The organism is Ferrimonas gelatinilytica, from assembly GCF_039544205.1.
GTDB lineage: Bacteria > Pseudomonadota > Gammaproteobacteria > Enterobacterales > Shewanellaceae > Ferrimonas > Ferrimonas gelatinilytica.
Map to the genome: position 1 here is coordinate 1 of NZ_BAABLF010000008.1, position 16964 is coordinate 16964.

Sequence of the window (16964 nt, forward strand, 5' to 3'; positions counted from 1 at the left end):
CTGCGCCATGTTCACTCCTTTGTGGGTCGGCTGTTAGTTTTGGTCGACCAACAGTATTCCGACTCGCACGGGAGTGAACAACCTCCTGAAAGATTACATCTAGGTCCTAAGAGCCGGATCCCCAGGCCTAAAGGAGCTGATGAACCGGCATCAAAAAAGCACTAACTGATTTACTGGATTAGTATTGAGCACAGATTGAAGTGTCCCGCCGCTTATGGCCGACTAGGCCGCTCCAGTGCATCCCTGCACGCTCGGCATTTATGCTTCCTGCATGGCAGAACGCCCGAACGGAGCCACTTAGGACAAGGCCTGAGGCCAGGGTGAAAACCCAAGGTTTGAACGCGAAGGCAGGATGCCGAAGCTGGACTTTAGCGCGCAGCAGGGACTGCGCAGCGATAAAGCCGAAGTGGTGCGTGAAGACAGGGTGAAAGCCAAATGCTTGAACGCGCAGGCAGGAAGCCGAAGCCGGGCTTTGCCGCGAAGCAGGGATAGCATAGCGTCAAAGTCGACTCGCGCCAGTGCCGCAGGCTCAAGCGGTGAGAGTGAGGATAAGCGACGACCGGAGGCAAAGGGCCGCGCTTTATGAAGAGAAGGAGGGGCAGAGCCGCTTTTGTTGTTGCAGGCAACCCGGCAAAGCGGCGTCCTGTGAATTTGACGGTCTAGTTAGAGGTTAATGGCAACAACACTGAACTCTGACACGGTCAAAAAAGGGCCCCACGCTTGGCGTGGGGCCCTTTAGGTTCAAGCGGGCAAATCAGATCCGCTGCAGGCCGTGACGGCGGATCTTCTCCAGCAGCGTCCGATGGGGGAGCAACCGCTCGCCGGCCTGCTGCCGCTGGGCCTCCAGGCGCTCTGCCGCCCGGCTCGCCTCGACCCCCTCTTCCAGTCGCTCAGGATCGACCCGCGTATCAAACTCCATGCCGTAAAGCACATAGAGGTAGTTCTCCAAGTTGAACACCTCCAGCGTGCTGGCGAAGTCATAGGCCGCCGGCAGGGTATGGCGCCAATGGGCCAGATCCGCCTTCAGGCGTTCCGACCAGCTGGCCGGGTCCCGGTTGTCACGCCAGAAGTTGGAATCATCCCGGTCGGACAGCACGTAGTGAAGCTTGATGAAGTCGATCACCCGCTCCCAGGCATGTACCACCCGGGCATTGAACCTCGGCGCTGCGGTGGCCATTGCCTCCCCATCCATCGGCAACTGCTCCGCCAGCATCCTTGAGAGCAGGTCAAACAGCAGCAGTCCGGTGGCTTCTAGGGGTTCGACAAAACCGCCGGAGAGGCCGATGGCCACACAGTTGCCCCGCCACGCCTGGGCCCGGTACCCCACCTTCATCTCGATGGTGCGACAGGGGATCCCCTCCGCCACCGGCCCCAGGTACGCCCTCAACTGCCGCTCCGCGTCGGCATCACTCAGGTAGCGGCTGGCGAAGACATGGCCCACGCCACGGCGGCCGGTCAGACCGATGTCCCAGATCCAGCCCGCCTCCATCGCCGTGGAGAGGGTATGACAGGGGATGGGCGCATCCGGGTCGTCGTAGGGCACCTGGATCGCCAGGGCCCGATCCACCAGCAGGGTATCGCCCCGGTCGCACCAGGGTACCCCCAGCGCATCCCCAATCAACCGAGCCGCGAAGCCACTGCAATCGATGTAGAGATCCCCCCTGATGGGACCCTCGCTGGTCACCAGGGAGAGAATATTCTCCCCACCGTCGGTGATCACCTCGGTTACCTCCGCCTGTTTGTGCTTCACCCCCAGGCGCTCGGTCCCGTGCCGGGTTAGCAAGGCGGAAAACTTAGCAGCGTCCAGGTGATAGGCGTAGTGCGCCGCCCCCTCAAACTCCGGGTGCACCATGGTCTTGGGACCCAGCCCCTGTTCGCACAGGCTAGCCTGCACCCCGACCCAGTCGGCATAGCTGCCGGGCCTGCCCTTAGCCAGCCAGCGGGCGGTGGCATCGTGATCAAGGCGGGGATAATCGAAGGGGTGGTAGTAGTGATGGGGCTGGCCATCGCGGGGCTTTCGCCACTGCTGGAAGCGGATCCCCTGTTTGAAGGTGGCATCGCACTCGCGCAGCAGCTCAGTTTCGCTGATGCCGAGATGATGGAGGGTTCGACGCAGGGTGGGGACGGTGCCCTCCCCCACGCCGATGGTGGCGATCTGGGGCGACTCCACCAGGGTCACCCTCAGGTGCCCCTGGTGCTTCCTCGCCATATGACAGGCAGCAAGCCAGCCGGCGGTTCCGCCGCCGACCACCACCACGTCGCGGATCCGTCCGGTCATGGCCAATCCTTATTCGGCGTCTTGCGCGTCCTGCCGGGCTTTCATGTAAGCCAGTCGATTGACCTGCTGCAGGGAGCCCAGGTGGGTGTAGATGGGGCCCAGCATGCCGCGCTTACGCAGATCGGCAAACTGCTCATCATCCAGCTCGTTGAGCTTCTTCTCATCCACCATGTAGACACCGTTGAGGCTGATCTCCTGGCCGTTGACACGGATATTCAGGGGGCGGGTCATTAGCAGGTCCCGCTTGGCCAGTTCCGCCGCGAAGCCCCGGGTCAGCTGGTCTGACTCCACGTACTGGCCCAGCTTCTCCCGACGCTGCTCGGCGAAGGCGGTCAGTTCGCCCTCGTCGTTAAACAGGGCTTCCCCTTCGCTGTCACCCACCAGGGTGCTGCTCTCGTTGATCGCCATGATCAGGTTATCGGACTGCTGCATGTCCGGCACCAGCATCAGCGGGTAGTGGCCCACGGAGGCCGGGATGTAGATCCCGTTCCAGCGCTCTCCAACAAACAGGTTTTCTCCGGGCTTGAGGCCCATCATCACCACCGCCTGGAACTGGCCGTTTTCGCTGTTCTTGACGAAGATGATGGGGAATTCGGCCGCGGCCTGAACAAACTCATGCACCACCACGGGTGCGATATGCTGCTCCTTCACGTGGGCGAAGGTCGGGTCCATCTTGATCTTGGTATTGGCGTGCTTGCTTTTCTGCAGGGGTACGATGGCTGCGGTCATCCTGTGACTCCATTGTTATTCTGTATGAACCGTTCAGGCTCGACCGAGAACGGCCGGATCCCTCCGGTATTGGCCAGCACGAAGAGAGGGGGTTGCCCTATCCCGCTTAGGCAAGGGTTCTAAAGTACCGGCATTGCTGAACAGAAAAAAGGGGGCATAGCCCCCTTTTTGCTCAGTTTACGACCGCTTAGAAACGGAAGGCGGCACCCAGGGTGACCATCCGAGCCATTTCATACTCGAAGGCCGGGAAACCGTTAGCAAAAGCGCTGCGATCGGTCTGGAATGCATTGTTACCGAACTGCTTGGAGCTCTCCTCGGTCAGGTTGACCCCGTCCAGGGTGATATCGAAGAAGTCGGTGACCCGCCAGCGGGCAGAGAGATCCAGGGTGCCGTAGTCGTCGTGCAGACGGTTACCGTAGGCACCGGACTCGCGGATCATGTACTCATCACGCCAGGCGTAGGAGAGGCGCACCTCGAACCAGTCGTTCTCGTAGTAGCCCGTCACGTTGTAGCTGTGCTTGGAGCTGTTGGAGAGGAAGGGGTTGCCGTCGGCAAACACATCTTCACCGGTTTCGGTATCGGTGTAGGTGTAGTTGACGATGGCGCCCAGGCCGTTATCGAAGTCCTGCTGGTACTGCAGTTCCACCCCGTTGATCTCTGCGGAGGGACCATTGTCCTTCTGCTGAACGGTCCAGAGGATCTCATCGGGATCCAGAGCGCCACCGAAGTCGACCCCGCCCTCACCGTTCTCAAACGGGCCGGACTCGGTAATGGTCACGAAGTTGGACACATCCTTGCGGAAGTAGGTGGCGGAGAGCAGGGAGCTGTCGGTGAAGTACCACTCCAGACCCAGATCGTACTGGTTGGCGATAAAGGGCTTGAGGCCGACATTACCGACGATCCAGAACTGGTTATTGGGCACACCATCGTTGGCACCGGTCACCTGGGGGTTGACGTACATGTCGACGTACTGGGGACGGGCCATCACCCGGGCAGCGGAGAAACGCAGGATGACATCAGCGGACACGTTGTAGGCGGCGTTGAAGCTGGGCAGGACCTCGGTGTAATCCGCGTCGGCCTCGGTTTTCTTGCCGTCGTTGTAGTAGACAGAGGTGGCATCGGTGCCGACGAAGCGCAGGCCGAAGTTACCGCGCAGGCCGTCGGCATCGTAGCTTGCCATAGCGTAGAGGGCGTAGTTGTCCTCCTGAATCTCGGAGTAGGAGGAGAGATCTTCCTGTTCGCCGATGATGCTGGAGCGGGCCCAGGCCTTGAGCGCATCCGGGTTAACCTTGAGGAACTCGTAGTCACCGGCACCGGCTTCGATCAGGCCCGCATTGACGGAGGCGGTATCGATGACGGTGTTGAAGCTCTCATCCTGGATGAAGTCAAAGCGACGGCTGGTGGTTTCGTGCTGGGCGTAGCGGGCACCGAACTTCAGCTCGGTGAGGGCACCAAACTCCACCGGTACGGTGAAATCGATCTGGCCATAGGTTTCGTCATCGGTCTTGGGGGTGCGGTTGAAGTTGGCACCGGTGCCCATCGCCAGGCTGCCCGGGTCGTAGCTGCCCATGTCGAAATCACCCAGGTCCCAGGTCTGTTTGCCGCCGGTGAAGTCGTAACGGGCGTCGGTCAGGGCAAAGCCGCCGGAGCCGTCATCCACCACCATCTCAAAGTCGGTACCACCGGTGGAGGTGGTATCGCCAAGCTGCACCTTGACGCTGTAGTTATCCGCCATGTACTCCAGGGTCAGGTCGATCACGTCGGAGTTCATGGTCGCTTCCCGGGGCCGGGCCTGGTAGTAGGCCAAGTTCAGCGGGCCGGCGATCTGAGTACCGGAACCTTCACCCGGGGCATCGCCACCACAGAGACCGCAGCCGCCCAGCCAGGAGGTCTCATCCCAGTTGCCGGACCAGGAGGTGTCGGCCTGCGTCAACCACAGCGCGTAGTTGGTGTTGTTGGCCTCCATCTTCATGTCGATGTAGTTCAGGACGATGTTCCAACGGTCGGTCGGGGCCCACTGCAGGGTCGCGCTAACAGTGGAACGCTCACGGTCCTGTTCGAAAGCCACCGGACCGGCACCCCACTCCCAGAACGCTTCGTTGCCCTGACGCTGCAGGCTGCGCTCCTGGAACACACCGCCGATCATGAAGCCGAAGGTCTCTTTGTCGTTCTTCCAGCTGCCCAGAACGGAGGCCTGGGGATCCCACTCCTCGGAGTCGGACTGGTAGAGACCGTTCACGGAACCAAAGAAGGAGTACTTGTCGAGGTCGAGCGGTTTGCGGGTGTTCACCACCACGGTGCCACCGATGCCGCCTTCCAGCAGGTCTGCCTGGGCGCTCTTGTACACCTCGAGGGCGCCGACAATCTCGGAGGGCAGCAGCTCGTAGTTAAAGGAACGCTTGGCGGGCTCCAGTACGAACCAGCCGGTGGAGGCCACGTTCTGACCGTTGAGGGTAGTCAGGGTCAGGTCATCGCCAGCACCACGGATGGAAACCGAGGCCCCTTCACCAAACTGGCGCTGGATGGTCACACCGGGGATCCGCTGCAGCGACTCGGCCACGTTGCGGTCCGGGAACTTGCCCACGTCCTCGGCGGTGATGACATCCACCACGCTGTTGGAAAAGCGTTTTTCATTCAGGTTGGCTTGCTGGGAAGCACGCAGGCCGCGCACTTCGATAGTTTCAACGTTGCTGGTGTCCACCTCTTCCGCCATGACCGGCGTGGTGGCCCCCAATGCGACGGCGATGGAGCTCGCCAACAGGTGGTGTTTGAATGTTACTGAGGCCATCAATTTCCCCTTCCTTGTGCTTGTTATCGTCTGTCACTTCGGTTCCATGGCAAATGACAGCGTTGTCATGGATGGAACATAAATTACACAACGCCATCAAAAAGATCCATTTTTTCACACAGATTTTTAACGTCTCAGAATCATGCGCTTAGGTGTTTTTTTCGCACAAGGAGGAGGAGAGCGTGGTTTTCCCGCTGCGGGGGTAACCGACGAATTTGCTTATATTTGCGCCAAAACCCGGCGGACAGAGGGGCCTCAAATGAAAGTAGGAAATTTTCACCCCCAGGTGCGATGCGGCGATCTCACCGAGGTTTCGGAATTACCAAGAATAAATGTCTCGTACATCACTGCATGAGTTACACAAGGTGCCAGCGCGAGATAATCCGAATGAAAGCGGGTAACGGTTTTGCAAGAAATGAACTCGGTTGCGCCCCCAAGGCTTCGCAGGCGCACCGCCACCGCGCGTCCGGGTGCACCGTCTCCCTGTTAACCCCAATGTAAATATTGCGATACGAGATCAGTGATGGACGAAATTGTTGCCGGCGGTGATGCTGGAGGAATGGAGCGCGGGGCAGGTATGGCCGGACTCTGGCGATGCCAGGAACCTAAATCACTGTTGCGAATTGTGCTGCCCCCACCTGCGTTGAAGATGACTGGGCGCAGTGGGGCGAGGCGCACTGAGGTACTAGGGACTAGGAACTAAGATCTGGTTCCTAGATCCTAAGAGCCAGGGCTTCTTGGCGTATGCAAACCTGGAGCATAGTAAGGACCGGCGATTTAGAAGCCACGGCCTCCTTTCTATCGAACCGCACCTTTTCCTATCTCCCTGGACTGATGCCGGCGCCCCTGAGCACACTGCGTCAAGGACGAACCGGGCTCCCCCTATCCGTACAGCGATTCGAAATAGCTTTCGATGATCACCGCCGCCGACTGGGCGTCTACCGCCCCCTTGGAGAGGGCGCGATATCCCCCCTGCTCAAACAGGCGGGCGCGGGCATCTGTGGTGGTGAGACGCTCATCCACGGTCACGGTCTCCAGCCCGAAGCGGCCATGGAGCCGGTTGGCAAACTTACGCGCTGCCCGGGTGACATGCTGCTCGGTACCGTCCATGTTCAGCGGCAGGCCCACCACCAGCTTGTCCGGTTGCCACTCCTGGATCAGCCGAGCAATATCCTCCCAATTTGGGATCCCGTCCTGCGCCTTGATCCCTTTGAGCGGGCGGGCGGTGCCTGTCACCGTCTGCCCCACCGCCACCCCGATGCTCTTAGTACCGAAATCAAACCCTAAAACTGTGCTCATGAGTGCCCTACATCCGATGAGATCTGCCACACATCGACGCCAAGACGACGGGTCGCCAGCTCCCAGCGCTGGTCGTGCGGTACGTTAAAGAGCAGATCGGGATCCGCTGGTATGGTCAACCAGGCGTTCTCCGCCAGCTCCTGCTCCAGCTGGCCCGCATCCCAACCGGCATACCCCAGCGCAACCAGGGCATGTCGAGGTGCCCTATCGCTGCCCAGGGTCGCCAACACATCCTTGGAGGTGGTCAACATCAGCCCCTCCGGCAGCGGGTGACTGGAACTCAGCCCCTCCATAGCGCTGTGCAGAACAAACCCGCGATCCGGTTTGATCGGCCCCCCCATCAATACCTGGTTAGCCACGCCGGGAGGCAGCACGAAGTCCGACTCCTTGACCGACATCTGCCGCAGCAGATCATCCAGGGTGACATCCACGGGCCGGTTGATGATCAGCCCCATGGCCCCCTCGTCACTGTGTTCGCATAGGTAGGTGACCGAGCGGGTGAAGTAGGGATCCTTCAGTGACGGCATCGCGATCAGCAGATGATGTTCAAGACTTTTCATAATCCCCTCCGACATGGCATGGTGCCATTTTGCTAGCCTCCAGCGAGCTTGACCCGGTAACCCTTCTGCTCCAGGAGCCCCTGAACCTTGGCTCGGTCATCGCCCTGGATCTCGATATCAAACCCCTTAACGGACCCACCGCAACCCAGCTTCTTCTTAAGCTCGGCCGCCAGGGTTTTAAGCGCGGGGGCATCGAGGGCCAAACCGGTGATCACCATGGCGCCTTTTCCTTTGCGCCCTTTTCGCTCCATCCGGATCCGAACCACCCCATCGCCCTCGGGAACGACCTCTGCAGCCGCCTCGGGCCGGATCCGTCCCCCATCGGTGCTGTATACCAGTTGAGAATCTTTCACGCGCATCCTCTGTCTGCGGATTGTTCATTAGGGCCATTGTACCAAATTCCCCGGTGCGCCGGTCCCCCCGATAAGACGGTCGGGCCTTACCGAGACGCCATCAACGCTGTCCGAATTCGGCAGCCAAGCTCCGCTCAACGCCCACCCGCGCGACTCTGGCCCGAGCTTGAATCCAAGCTGTTCAAAACGTCAGTGGGAAAAGGAAAAGGGTTGCGGTGTGATGATGGGGCTGCTTTGATACCGTCATCGTATTGGCTTCATTCGCCATGGCCGAGGCCCTGGGAAACAAAAGAGGCGGCTTCGCGGTCTATGCTCTTAAGTAGCAGGAAAAAAGGCAGGTAATAACATGATGAAAAAACTCTTTATCGCGGCGTTGGGATTACTCATCGCAGGCTGCGCCAGCGTCCGCACCAATGCCGACTTCGACACGGACACCAATTTTTCCAGTTACCGGACCTGGGCCTGGATTGAGCCTGCCGACCTGGAGGATGGTAAGCAATATCATACCGATGGTCTGATGGATCAGCGCATTCGTAGCGCCATCACCCAGGAGCTCAACGCCAAGGGGCTGCAACAGGTGAGCGTCACGGAGGCGGACCTGCTGGTGAACTACCTGACGAAAATAGAAAAGAAGATCAACATCGATACCTTCTACTCCAATTTCGGCTATCACCCCTACTACTACGGCCGCTACCCTCTCTACACCCCCATCCAGACCGACACCCGGGTGCGGGAGTATCAGGAAGGCACCATTCTGGTGGACCTGGTGGATGCCCAAAGCAAGAGCCTGGTCTGGCGCGGCAGCGGTACCGATACCGTCAAACAGCGTCAAAGCCCGGAGGAGCGTACCGAACAGGTCAACACTATAGTGAACGGGATCCTGCTCCAGTTCCCCCCGGAAAAGTAAGCGGGGACGCCTCCCCAATAGAAACGCCCGGCAACTATGCCGGGCGTTTTGCATTCTTAAACCAAGCCAATCAGGTGCTTAATCAAGCCGGCGGCAAGGGGCGGGGATGCCCATGATCGTCGATCGCCACATAGGTATAGACCGCTTCGGTGACGCAGTAGTGTTCACTGAGGTCCTCCAGCATCGGGCGCACCCACACTTCGAGCCGTAGCCTCATCGATGTGTGGCCCCGTTTTTCGAAACTGCCGTAGACGCACACCGCATTTCCCACCGCAACGGGCCGATAGAAGGTCATCCCATCCACGGCCACGGTACAGATCCGCCCCTGGCTGATCTGCTTGGCCATCAGGCCCCCGGCAAGATCCATCTGCGACATGATCCAGCCGCCAAATATATCCCCGTTGGCGTTGGTGTCCGCCGGCATCGCCAGGGTTCGAAGCATCAGTTCGCCCGAGGGCTCGGTTTTTACCACTTTATCCTTAGACATAACGGTTCAACGCCTCCAACAATTTATCTATCCCGGAACGATCAATATCTTTGTGGATCACCAGACGACTGGGTTGGTGCCGGTTGATGCCGAGCCGCAGCCCTTCACCCTCCAACTGCCCCATCAGGGCCACGGTGTCCTCTATCAAAAAGTTAGCAAACACCATGTTAGTGTGCTGTGCCGTCACCTCAATGCCCGCAATGCCACTGAGCCCCTCGGCAAGCAAACGGGCATTGGCGTGGTCCTCTTCGAGCCGCTCCACCTGCTGCGTCAACGCCACCTGGCCGGCGGCTGCCAGGATCCCGGCCTGTCGCATGCCACCACCGAGCACCTTGCGCCAGCGACGGGCCTTGCGGATCAGCGCTTCATCACCGATCAGCAGGGAGCCCACCGGCGCGCACAGCCCCTTGGAGAGGCAGAGGCTCAAAGAGTCAAAGTGCTGGGCAATGGTGGCCACCTCGACCCCCTGGGCGATCGCCGCGTTCATCACCCGAGCGCCGTCCAGGTGCAGCTTCAAGCCCCGTTCGAAGGCGAACGCCTGTGCCCGGGCCAGGTAATCCAGCGACAGTACCTGTCCACCGATGGTGTTTTCCAGGCTCAGCAGCCGGGTTCGTGCGAAATGCACATCGTCCGGCTTGATCGCCGCCGCCAGTTTTTCCAGGCAGAGGCTGCCATCCGCTTCGTTCTCGATCGGTTGGGGTTGGATCGAGCCCAGCACCGCTGCCCCGCCCCCCTCGAACTTGTAGTTATGCGCCTGCTGACCGCAGAGGTACTCGTCGCCACGCTCGCAGTGAGCCATCAACGCCAACAGGTTGGCCTGGGTACCGGACGAGGTAAAGAGTGCCGCTTCAAAGCCGGTTAATTCCGCCACCTGGGCCTCCAGGGCGTTAACGGTCGGGTCCTCACCGTAGACGTCATCGCCCACGGGGGCCTGCGCCATCGCCGTTCGCATCGCTTCGGTCGGCTGGGTGAGAGTATCGGAACGAAAATCAAACATAGGGTCCTGCCAAAGGAAGGAAAATGGGCGATAGAGTAGCAAAAGGACACCACCAAGATGTGACAACCATCACACCTGGGCATTTACTACCACTGCACCGACAGTAAAAAATTAACCCGCCAGACGGCGGGTTAGGAAATACAGGACCGAGGCTACTCGGACTTGGGTAACGCTTTGACGTGCAGATCCATCTGCGGGAAAGGGATCCCGATGCCTGCCTGGTCCAGCGCAAACTTAATGTCACGGGTCAGGGCAAAACGGGTTGGCCAGAAATCCTCCTTGCGCACCCAGGGACGAACGACGAAGTTCACCGATGAGGCGGCCAACTCCGATACCTCAATGGTGGGGGCCGGCTCCTGAAGTACCGCCGGGTTTTCATTGATTACCGACAGGATCACCTCCCGGGTCTGGCGCAGGTCCGCACCGTAGGAGACGCCGATCACCATATCGATGCGACGGGTGCTCTTGGCGCTGTAGTTCACGATAACCCCGTCCAAGATGGCGGAGTTGGGTGCGATGATGGTCTTGTTATCCGGGGTGACCAAAGTCGTGGAGAAGATGGAGATCTCCTCCACGGTGCCGGCGGTCCCTGCCGCCTCGATATAGTCCCCTGCCTTGCAGGGACGAAATGCGATAAGCAGCACACCGGAGGCGAAATTGGACAAGGAGCCCTGGAGAGCCAGGCCCACCGCGAGACCGGCGGCACCGATCACTGCCACCAGGGAGGCGGTCTGTACCCCCAACTGGCCCAATACCGCTATCAGGGTGATCAGGGTGATCAGGGCGCTGACAATGTTGCCGATAAAGCCAACTACGGTGGGATCGACCCCGCGGCCGCTCAGCACCTTGCGGGTCATGGTGGCGATCCCCTTGGCGACCCAGCGACCAATAATGAAGATCACCAGGGCCAGCAAGATGCGGGTGCCGTACACCAGCACCAGGTCCGGCGCCTTCTCCATCCACACTTCCATTCTTTCCATTTACCCCTCCTGACGGGTTCGCACAGCGGCAGGCTGCCCGAGGGCAACTGCGATAAAGTTAGCTTTATATTAGAGTAGTTTGCGATTTTTTATAACATTACAAACAGGCCAACTTTATTACCAGCTCGCACCCGTATTAACGCCTGAGCAGAGTGTCAGCGAGGAGAGAGCCCCTGGCGAAAAGCCAGGGAGGCCTATTGGTACTTTACGAGGCGTATTACTGACCGAAGCGCGGAGCGTTCTTGGCCAGGTAACGCGCCTCATCCTCACTGCTCTCTCTGCCCAATGCGGCGTTACGATGGGGAAAACGCCCGAAACTGTCGATGATCTCCAGATGAGCCTGCTGGAAGCGCAGCCCCTCGGCCACCCGGTCCCGCGCTGCGCCACTGAGGCTCGCCTGCCACTGGGCAAGCAAACGTTCGCCGAGGCGTTGCACCTCCAACTGCTCCGAATGCTGCAGCGGCATGTAGAAAAAGAGTCGATGGGCGACGGCCAGCTGCCGATCCTCCTCCTTTTTTATCCCCTCTTTGCAGAGCGCCAACGCCTTCTCATCGTAGGCAAACGCCTGCGCCTGACCACGAAACAGGTTGCGGCTGAACTGGTCCAGCAGCAGGATCAACGCCAGCCGTCCCAATGGGGTCTCAGTCCAGTGCTCAAGCTCTCCGTCGGCAGCCTGTTGGTGCAGCGCCGCGAACCGTTCGCGGATCTCGGCATCCATTGCCGGGCTGGCACCGAACCAGAGCTTCTCCCGTGAGGATGTCGGCAGCCCGTCAGCATCCAGTTCACCGAACCAGTAATCCAGAACATCATCTTTATTCATCTCGCAACTCCCCTTACTTCCGCCTCTCCAAGCAATGAGTGTTGCTCAAAACCAGGCAGCTTAAAAGAAAGGCGACAGGAAGCGAGCGAACATGGAGTCCCCCTTGTGGCGTCGGCCCCCGGAAGTGTTGGCCGGTACCGACAAGGCAACCGCGGTGTGAACGCACAAAGAGATCCCCGTTATTGAAGAAAAAGCCCGCTCAGTGCGGGCTTGGAACATCAGGTTGCGGCGGGCTCAGTGGCCCTGAGCCAACCCCGGTCCGCCAGGATGGCGTAGGCACAGGGGATCATAAAGAGCACCAGGAGGGTCGATGCCAGGATCCCAAAGACGATCGCCACCACCATCGGCTTCACCACCTGGGCCTGCAGGCTTGGTTCAAGCAGCAGAGGCAGCAGCCCAACCGCCGTGGTCAGTGAGGTCAGGAACACCGCCCTAAACCTGTCCCGACTGGCATCCACCACCGCCTCGAGCACCGGTCGCCCCTCGGTCAGGTGATGGCGAATATACTGCACCAGCAAGATGGCGTCGTTCACCACCACCCCCGCCAGAGAGATAAAGCCCATGATGGAGGGCATGGAGAGGTCGTAACCGGTCAACCAGTGGCCCCAGAGCACCCCGATCAGCGCCAGGGGAATGGCGACCATCACCACCACCGGCTCCCGGTAACTGCGAAACTGCACGCTGAGGATGGCGAAGATCCCGAACAGGCCGATCAGGAACCCGCGCATCATGGAATTGCCGGTCTCTTGGTTATTGCGAGCGGCTCCCTCGACACCAAAGCGCACCCCGGGGTAGCGAGCCTGCAGCTCCGGCACCTTCTCGGACAGCAACTGGCGACGGATCTCCGCGCCGTTGGCCAGGCGCTGATCTACACTGCCCATCATCGTCACCGAACGCAGGCCATCGTAACGCTGGATCCGCACATAGCCGCGGTGCCAGCTGATCTCGGCAACACTGGTCAGCGGCACCTGTTGGCCATCCGCCAGGGTGACCGGGAAACGGGCCAGGCGGTTGAGATCCGCCGCTTCGCTGCGGTCCAGCTGCACCATTACCCGCAAGTTCTCCGGCCCAAGCTGGATCTCATCCGCCAAACTGCCGTAATAGGCGCTGCGCAGTTGGTCGGCGATCAACTGACCGTTAACCCCCAGGCTGTGGGCACCGGGGCGAAGCCGTACCAGCAGTTCCTCCTTGCCCGGCCGGGTATCATCCAGCAGGTTGTGCACCCCCTGGAACTGGCCCAGGTAGTGCTGAACTTCCAGGGAGACCGCCTTTAGCTGATCCAGGTCATCCCCGCGCAAACGCAGTTCGATGGCGCGCCCGCTCGGGCCATGCATCGGCTGGCTGAACACCAGGGAGATCGGTTCCGGCAGCTCCCCCACCTCATCACGCCAATCTGCCAGGAAATCCTCGATCCGGCTGTTTCGACGGTCGGAGCCCAGCAAATCCAGCCGCACCGTGGCCACATGGGGGCCGCTCTCGCCGGCGTCCATATTGAAGTTAAACTGCTCCGCCCGGTGGCGGATCAGTGACTCGCCGCCCTCGACGTTGGCACTGTAGCGCTCGGCCACCCGCCCCGCGGCTGCGCTGAGCTCGGCTACCACCGCCTCGGTACGGTGCAGGGGCGCCCCGGGGGGCATGATCACCCGCGCCTCCGCGACATCACCGTCAAGTTCGGGGAATCCGGTAAATTTGACCGCCCCCCCCGCCACCAGGGCAATAGAGGCCAGCAGCAGACCCAAAATACTGCCGACAAACCCGTAGCGGCGAGCCACCGCCCAGCGTACCGCCGGCACCAGCCGTGCCCGGCGAAAGTGATCGAAGGCGGCATTAAAGTTCAGTTTGAAGGTCACTGCCCGCTGTTGCAGCGCCTGCCAATGCCTGCCCATGGGTACCCAGAGGCGCCAGCGCTTGGGAGCCACACGGCGGGCCCCAGCGGCGGAGCGGTTCGCGGGACGCAGGGAGTGGGCCAGGTGAGCCGGCAGGATCAGGAAGGCTTCCAGTAGGGAGATTGAGAGCACCAGCAGCAGCACCCGGGGCACATCCCCCAGTACAGCCCCCATCTGGCCATCCAGGAACAACATGCCGCCAAAGATGCAGATGGTGGTGAAGTAGCTGGAGAGCACCCCAGGCAACACCCTCTTGACCCCATCCACGGTCGCCTGCTCTACCGGCACCCCCTGCTCCAGGTGGGCGGCAATGGACTCGGCAATCACAATGGCATCATCCATCAGGATCCCGATTGCCATCAGCAGCGCCACCAGTGACATGATGTTGATAGAGAGCCCCAGCAAAGACATCAGGTAGAGGCCACCGAGGAAGGCCACCGGTAACCCCGCCGCTACCCAGAAGGAGTAGCGCAGGGAGAAAAACAGCCACATCACCAGGAAGACCAGCACTATCCCCTGCAGGCCGTTCTCCACCATCATGGTCAGGCGATCCCGCACCAAGGAGGAGAGATCATTGGAGAGCACCAGGGTGATCCCCTCCGGGGCCCTGAGCCGCTCGGCAGCGATGAAGTCACTCACCCGCGCCTTCACCCGCATGGCATCCTCCTCCCGGTTCTTGCTGATCTTCAGCACCGCAGCGGGCTTACCGTCAAATAGGGTCTTGGCTTCCTCCAGCTCAAAGGTGTCCGTGATGGTGGCGATCTCCCCCAGGCGCACCTGGCCCCCCTCGGCGGATGAGGCCACCACCATTTGGCGCAGGGAGTCGGCGGTGGTGCGGCGTTCATCGAAGCGGAGCATCAGGTTGCGGTCCGCCGTTTCCAGGTTCCCCGCCGGCATCATCACATTCTGCCGGCGTACCGCTTGGGCCACCTCGCCGACAGACAGGCCGTGGCGCCGCAATGCAGACTCGGTCAGCTCGACCCGCAGCAGGTGATTGGAGAAACCCGCCACATCGACCAGGGCCACCCCACCATCCACCTTGAGCCGGCGCTTGAGCTCCTCGGCATAGGCCTTGAGCTGAGGCAGGGGAAGATCGGCGCTGATCGCCACGTCCACCACCGGCTCGGTGAACTCCAGCTGCTCCACCACCGGGGGCTCGATCTCACTGGGAAAGTCCTTGATGGCCCGGATCCGGGTCTGCACATCGATGAGCGAGCGGGTCATATCGGCCCGGTCCTCCATCTTGAGGCGCAGGCTGGCCGCCCCCTCGCTGGCCTGGCAGTGGCTTTCCCGCACATCCGAGAGGCCATCCACCGCATCCTCCATCCGCAGGCAGAGGTTCTGCTCCGCCTGCAGCGCGGTGGCACCGGGATACACGATGCTGGCGGCGATGGTGTTGAATTTAAACTCCGGGAAGGTTTCGCGCTTTATCTGGCCCAGGCTCATCAGGCCCACCAGCAACAACAGCGCCATCAACAGGTTCGCCGCGGTAGGGTGGCGAACGAAAAAGCGGATCATAAAACCGGCTCCGGCGATGACGCATCTGGGGTTGTCGTCCCCTCCTCTACTCTCAGTTCCATCCCCGCCACGGCAGGGATAAGATCATTGAGCACCACCCGCAGGCCCGACTCGAGGGGCTCCCCGCTTCGGGCGACGATCGCCACCCGGTCACCCTGTCGAAACAGCACCTGCACCGGCAGGATCTCCAGGCGGTCCTCCCCGTCCATCAGGTAGAGTTGCTCTCCCCGCAACGCCCGCTGGGGCACGGACCAAACCCACCGTTCGCGCCCTTGCAGGCGCGCCTCGACAAACAACCCATCGATCAGCGGCGGCTGAGTGGCACCGTCCAGATAAGCATCCGGCTGATGCACCTCCAGCACTACCCCAACGGTGGCACGACTGGGATCCGCCGACGCGCGGATCCGGGTTGGCGTCGCCCGCCAGTTGAGCGTCTCACCGGCGGTGGCGAGGGTGACGGTCGCACTTAGGCCCAGCAGACTGTCACCCTGGCGCTCGCTCGGCAGCAACAGGCGCAGATCGTGCTGGGCCACCGCCACCTCGACCTCCATCTCATCGATGCCATGAGCCTCCAGCATCACCGTATTGGGTGTGACCACCTGGCCCTCCTCCACGTCGACAACGGCAATACGGCCATCGAACGGGAGGGTTATCTCGGTCTGGGCCAGGCGACGCTTGGCATCCGCCAGGGCTGCCTCGGCCACCTTCAGTTGTGCCTGGGCTACCCGGCGGTCGTCAGGCAGCAAACGACGCTGGTTTTCCAGCTCCTGCACCAGCTTGCGCTGGCTCAAGGCACTCTGTTGCTGGTTGTCGAGCTCGGATTGCGAAGCCAGCCCCTGTTCATGCAAACGCTGTTTCCGGGCCAGCTCCGCCTCCGCAAGAGCCAAGCGGCGCTGCTCCAGGGCCAGGGTGTCATCAAGGTTAACGGCACTTTGCTCCAACCGGGTCAGTTGGGCCTGGGCGGCATTATGGTCCGCGCGAGCCTGCGCCAGGTACAGCTGGTACTCCAGGGGATCGATGGTAAGCAGACGGGTGCCTGCTCTGAGTAGGCGTCCGGTCTCAAGCTGCGGGTGACGATCCTGCACCTCGCCTCCCAGCTCAGCCACCGCCTGCCAAACCCGCTTGGGCTTAACCCGGCCAAAAGCCTGGACCTCGGGTGTCATAACCCGTTGCTCCAAGGGGACCACCTGCACCACTTTGGCCGGAGCGGCGCGCTGTACCGTCGGTGCCGAGGGGCGTAACATCACCGCCAGCAGCAAAACCAGGGTGCCGGCCAACAGGCCATAAGCGAAACCGCGTTTGGAGGGCATCGATCTCATTGCAGTTATCTATCCAGTCCAGTTTGGGGGGGCGTCCGGTGTT

13 protein-coding genes are annotated in these 16964 nt (G+C 60.9%); 1 reads left to right on the top strand and 12 read right to left on the bottom strand.

What is annotated here, in order from left to right; genetic code table 11:
• Nucleotides 1–754: 754 nt before the first annotated feature.
• From ABD997_RS07255 to yciH, 6 genes are all read right to left on the bottom strand, one after another.
• Nucleotides 755–2278, bottom strand: a complete 1524-nt coding sequence (locus ABD997_RS07255) for a tryptophan halogenase family protein (protein ID WP_345316349.1) — start codon at nt 2276–2278, stop codon at nt 755–757.
• Nucleotides 2279–2287: 9 nt separating this feature from the next.
• Complete coding sequence (locus tag ABD997_RS07260) at nt 2288–3007, bottom strand: SapC family protein (RefSeq protein WP_345316350.1); 720 nt, start codon at nt 3005–3007, stop codon at nt 2288–2290.
• 187 nt (nt 3008–3194) lie between these two features.
• Nucleotides 3195–5795 carry a TonB-dependent receptor gene (locus ABD997_RS07265; RefSeq protein ID WP_345316351.1) on the bottom strand — a complete coding sequence of 867 codons (2601 nt, stop codon included), beginning with the start codon at nt 5793–5795 and terminating at the stop codon, nt 3195–3197.
• Between the two features lie 882 nt (nt 5796–6677).
• Nucleotides 6678–7094, bottom strand: a complete 417-nt coding sequence (ruvX, locus tag ABD997_RS07270) for a Holliday junction resolvase RuvX (protein ID WP_345316352.1) — start codon at nt 7092–7094, stop codon at nt 6678–6680.
• Nucleotides 7091–7654 (bottom strand): YqgE/AlgH family protein, encoded by a 564-nt coding sequence (locus tag ABD997_RS07275; protein WP_345316353.1) that lies wholly within the window; start codon nt 7652–7654, stop codon nt 7091–7093. The genes ruvX and ABD997_RS07275 overlap by 4 nt, the downstream gene beginning before the upstream one ends.
• Before the next feature lie 32 nt (nt 7655–7686).
• Nucleotides 7687–8013 (bottom strand): stress response translation initiation inhibitor YciH, encoded by a 327-nt coding sequence (gene yciH, locus ABD997_RS07280; protein WP_345316354.1) that lies wholly within the window; start codon nt 8011–8013, stop codon nt 7687–7689.
• Between the two features lie 340 nt (nt 8014–8353).
• Here yciH and ABD997_RS07285 point away from each other — a divergent pair, with 340 nt between their 5' ends.
• A complete protein-coding gene (locus ABD997_RS07285; RefSeq protein ID WP_345316355.1) occupies nt 8354–8914 on the top strand; it encodes a DUF4136 domain-containing protein in 561 nt (186 codons plus the stop codon).
• 82 nt (nt 8915–8996) lie between these two features.
• Here ABD997_RS07285 and yciA read toward each other — a convergent pair whose 3' ends face one another.
• The 6 genes from yciA to ABD997_RS07315 form a co-directional block, all read right to left on the bottom strand.
• A complete protein-coding gene (gene yciA / locus ABD997_RS07290; RefSeq protein ID WP_345316356.1) occupies nt 8997–9401 on the bottom strand; it encodes an acyl-CoA thioester hydrolase YciA in 405 nt (134 codons plus the stop codon).
• A complete protein-coding gene (gene ltaE / locus ABD997_RS07295; protein ID WP_345316357.1) occupies nt 9394–10398 on the bottom strand; it encodes a low-specificity L-threonine aldolase in 1005 nt (334 codons plus the stop codon). The genes yciA and ltaE overlap by 8 nt, the downstream gene beginning before the upstream one ends.
• Before the next feature lie 152 nt (nt 10399–10550).
• On the bottom strand, nt 10551–11378 hold the full coding sequence (locus ABD997_RS07300) for a mechanosensitive ion channel family protein (protein WP_345316358.1): 828 nt from the start codon (nt 11376–11378) through the stop codon (nt 10551–10553).
• Between the two features lie 217 nt (nt 11379–11595).
• Nucleotides 11596–12198, bottom strand: coding sequence for a DUF924 family protein (locus ABD997_RS07305; protein ID WP_345316359.1), 603 nt, complete (start codon nt 12196–12198; stop codon nt 11596–11598).
• Nucleotides 12199–12416: 218 nt separating this feature from the next.
• Nucleotides 12417–15602: an efflux RND transporter permease subunit gene (locus ABD997_RS07310; RefSeq protein ID WP_345316360.1), complete on the bottom strand. Its 3186-nt coding sequence runs from the start codon at nt 15600–15602 to the stop codon at nt 12417–12419.
• On the bottom strand, nt 15599–16912 hold the full coding sequence (locus ABD997_RS07315; protein WP_345316361.1) for an efflux RND transporter periplasmic adaptor subunit: 1314 nt from the start codon (nt 16910–16912) through the stop codon (nt 15599–15601). Before ABD997_RS07315 ends, ABD997_RS07310 begins: the two co-directional genes overlap by 4 nt.
• Nucleotides 16913–16964: the final 52 nt, after the last annotated feature.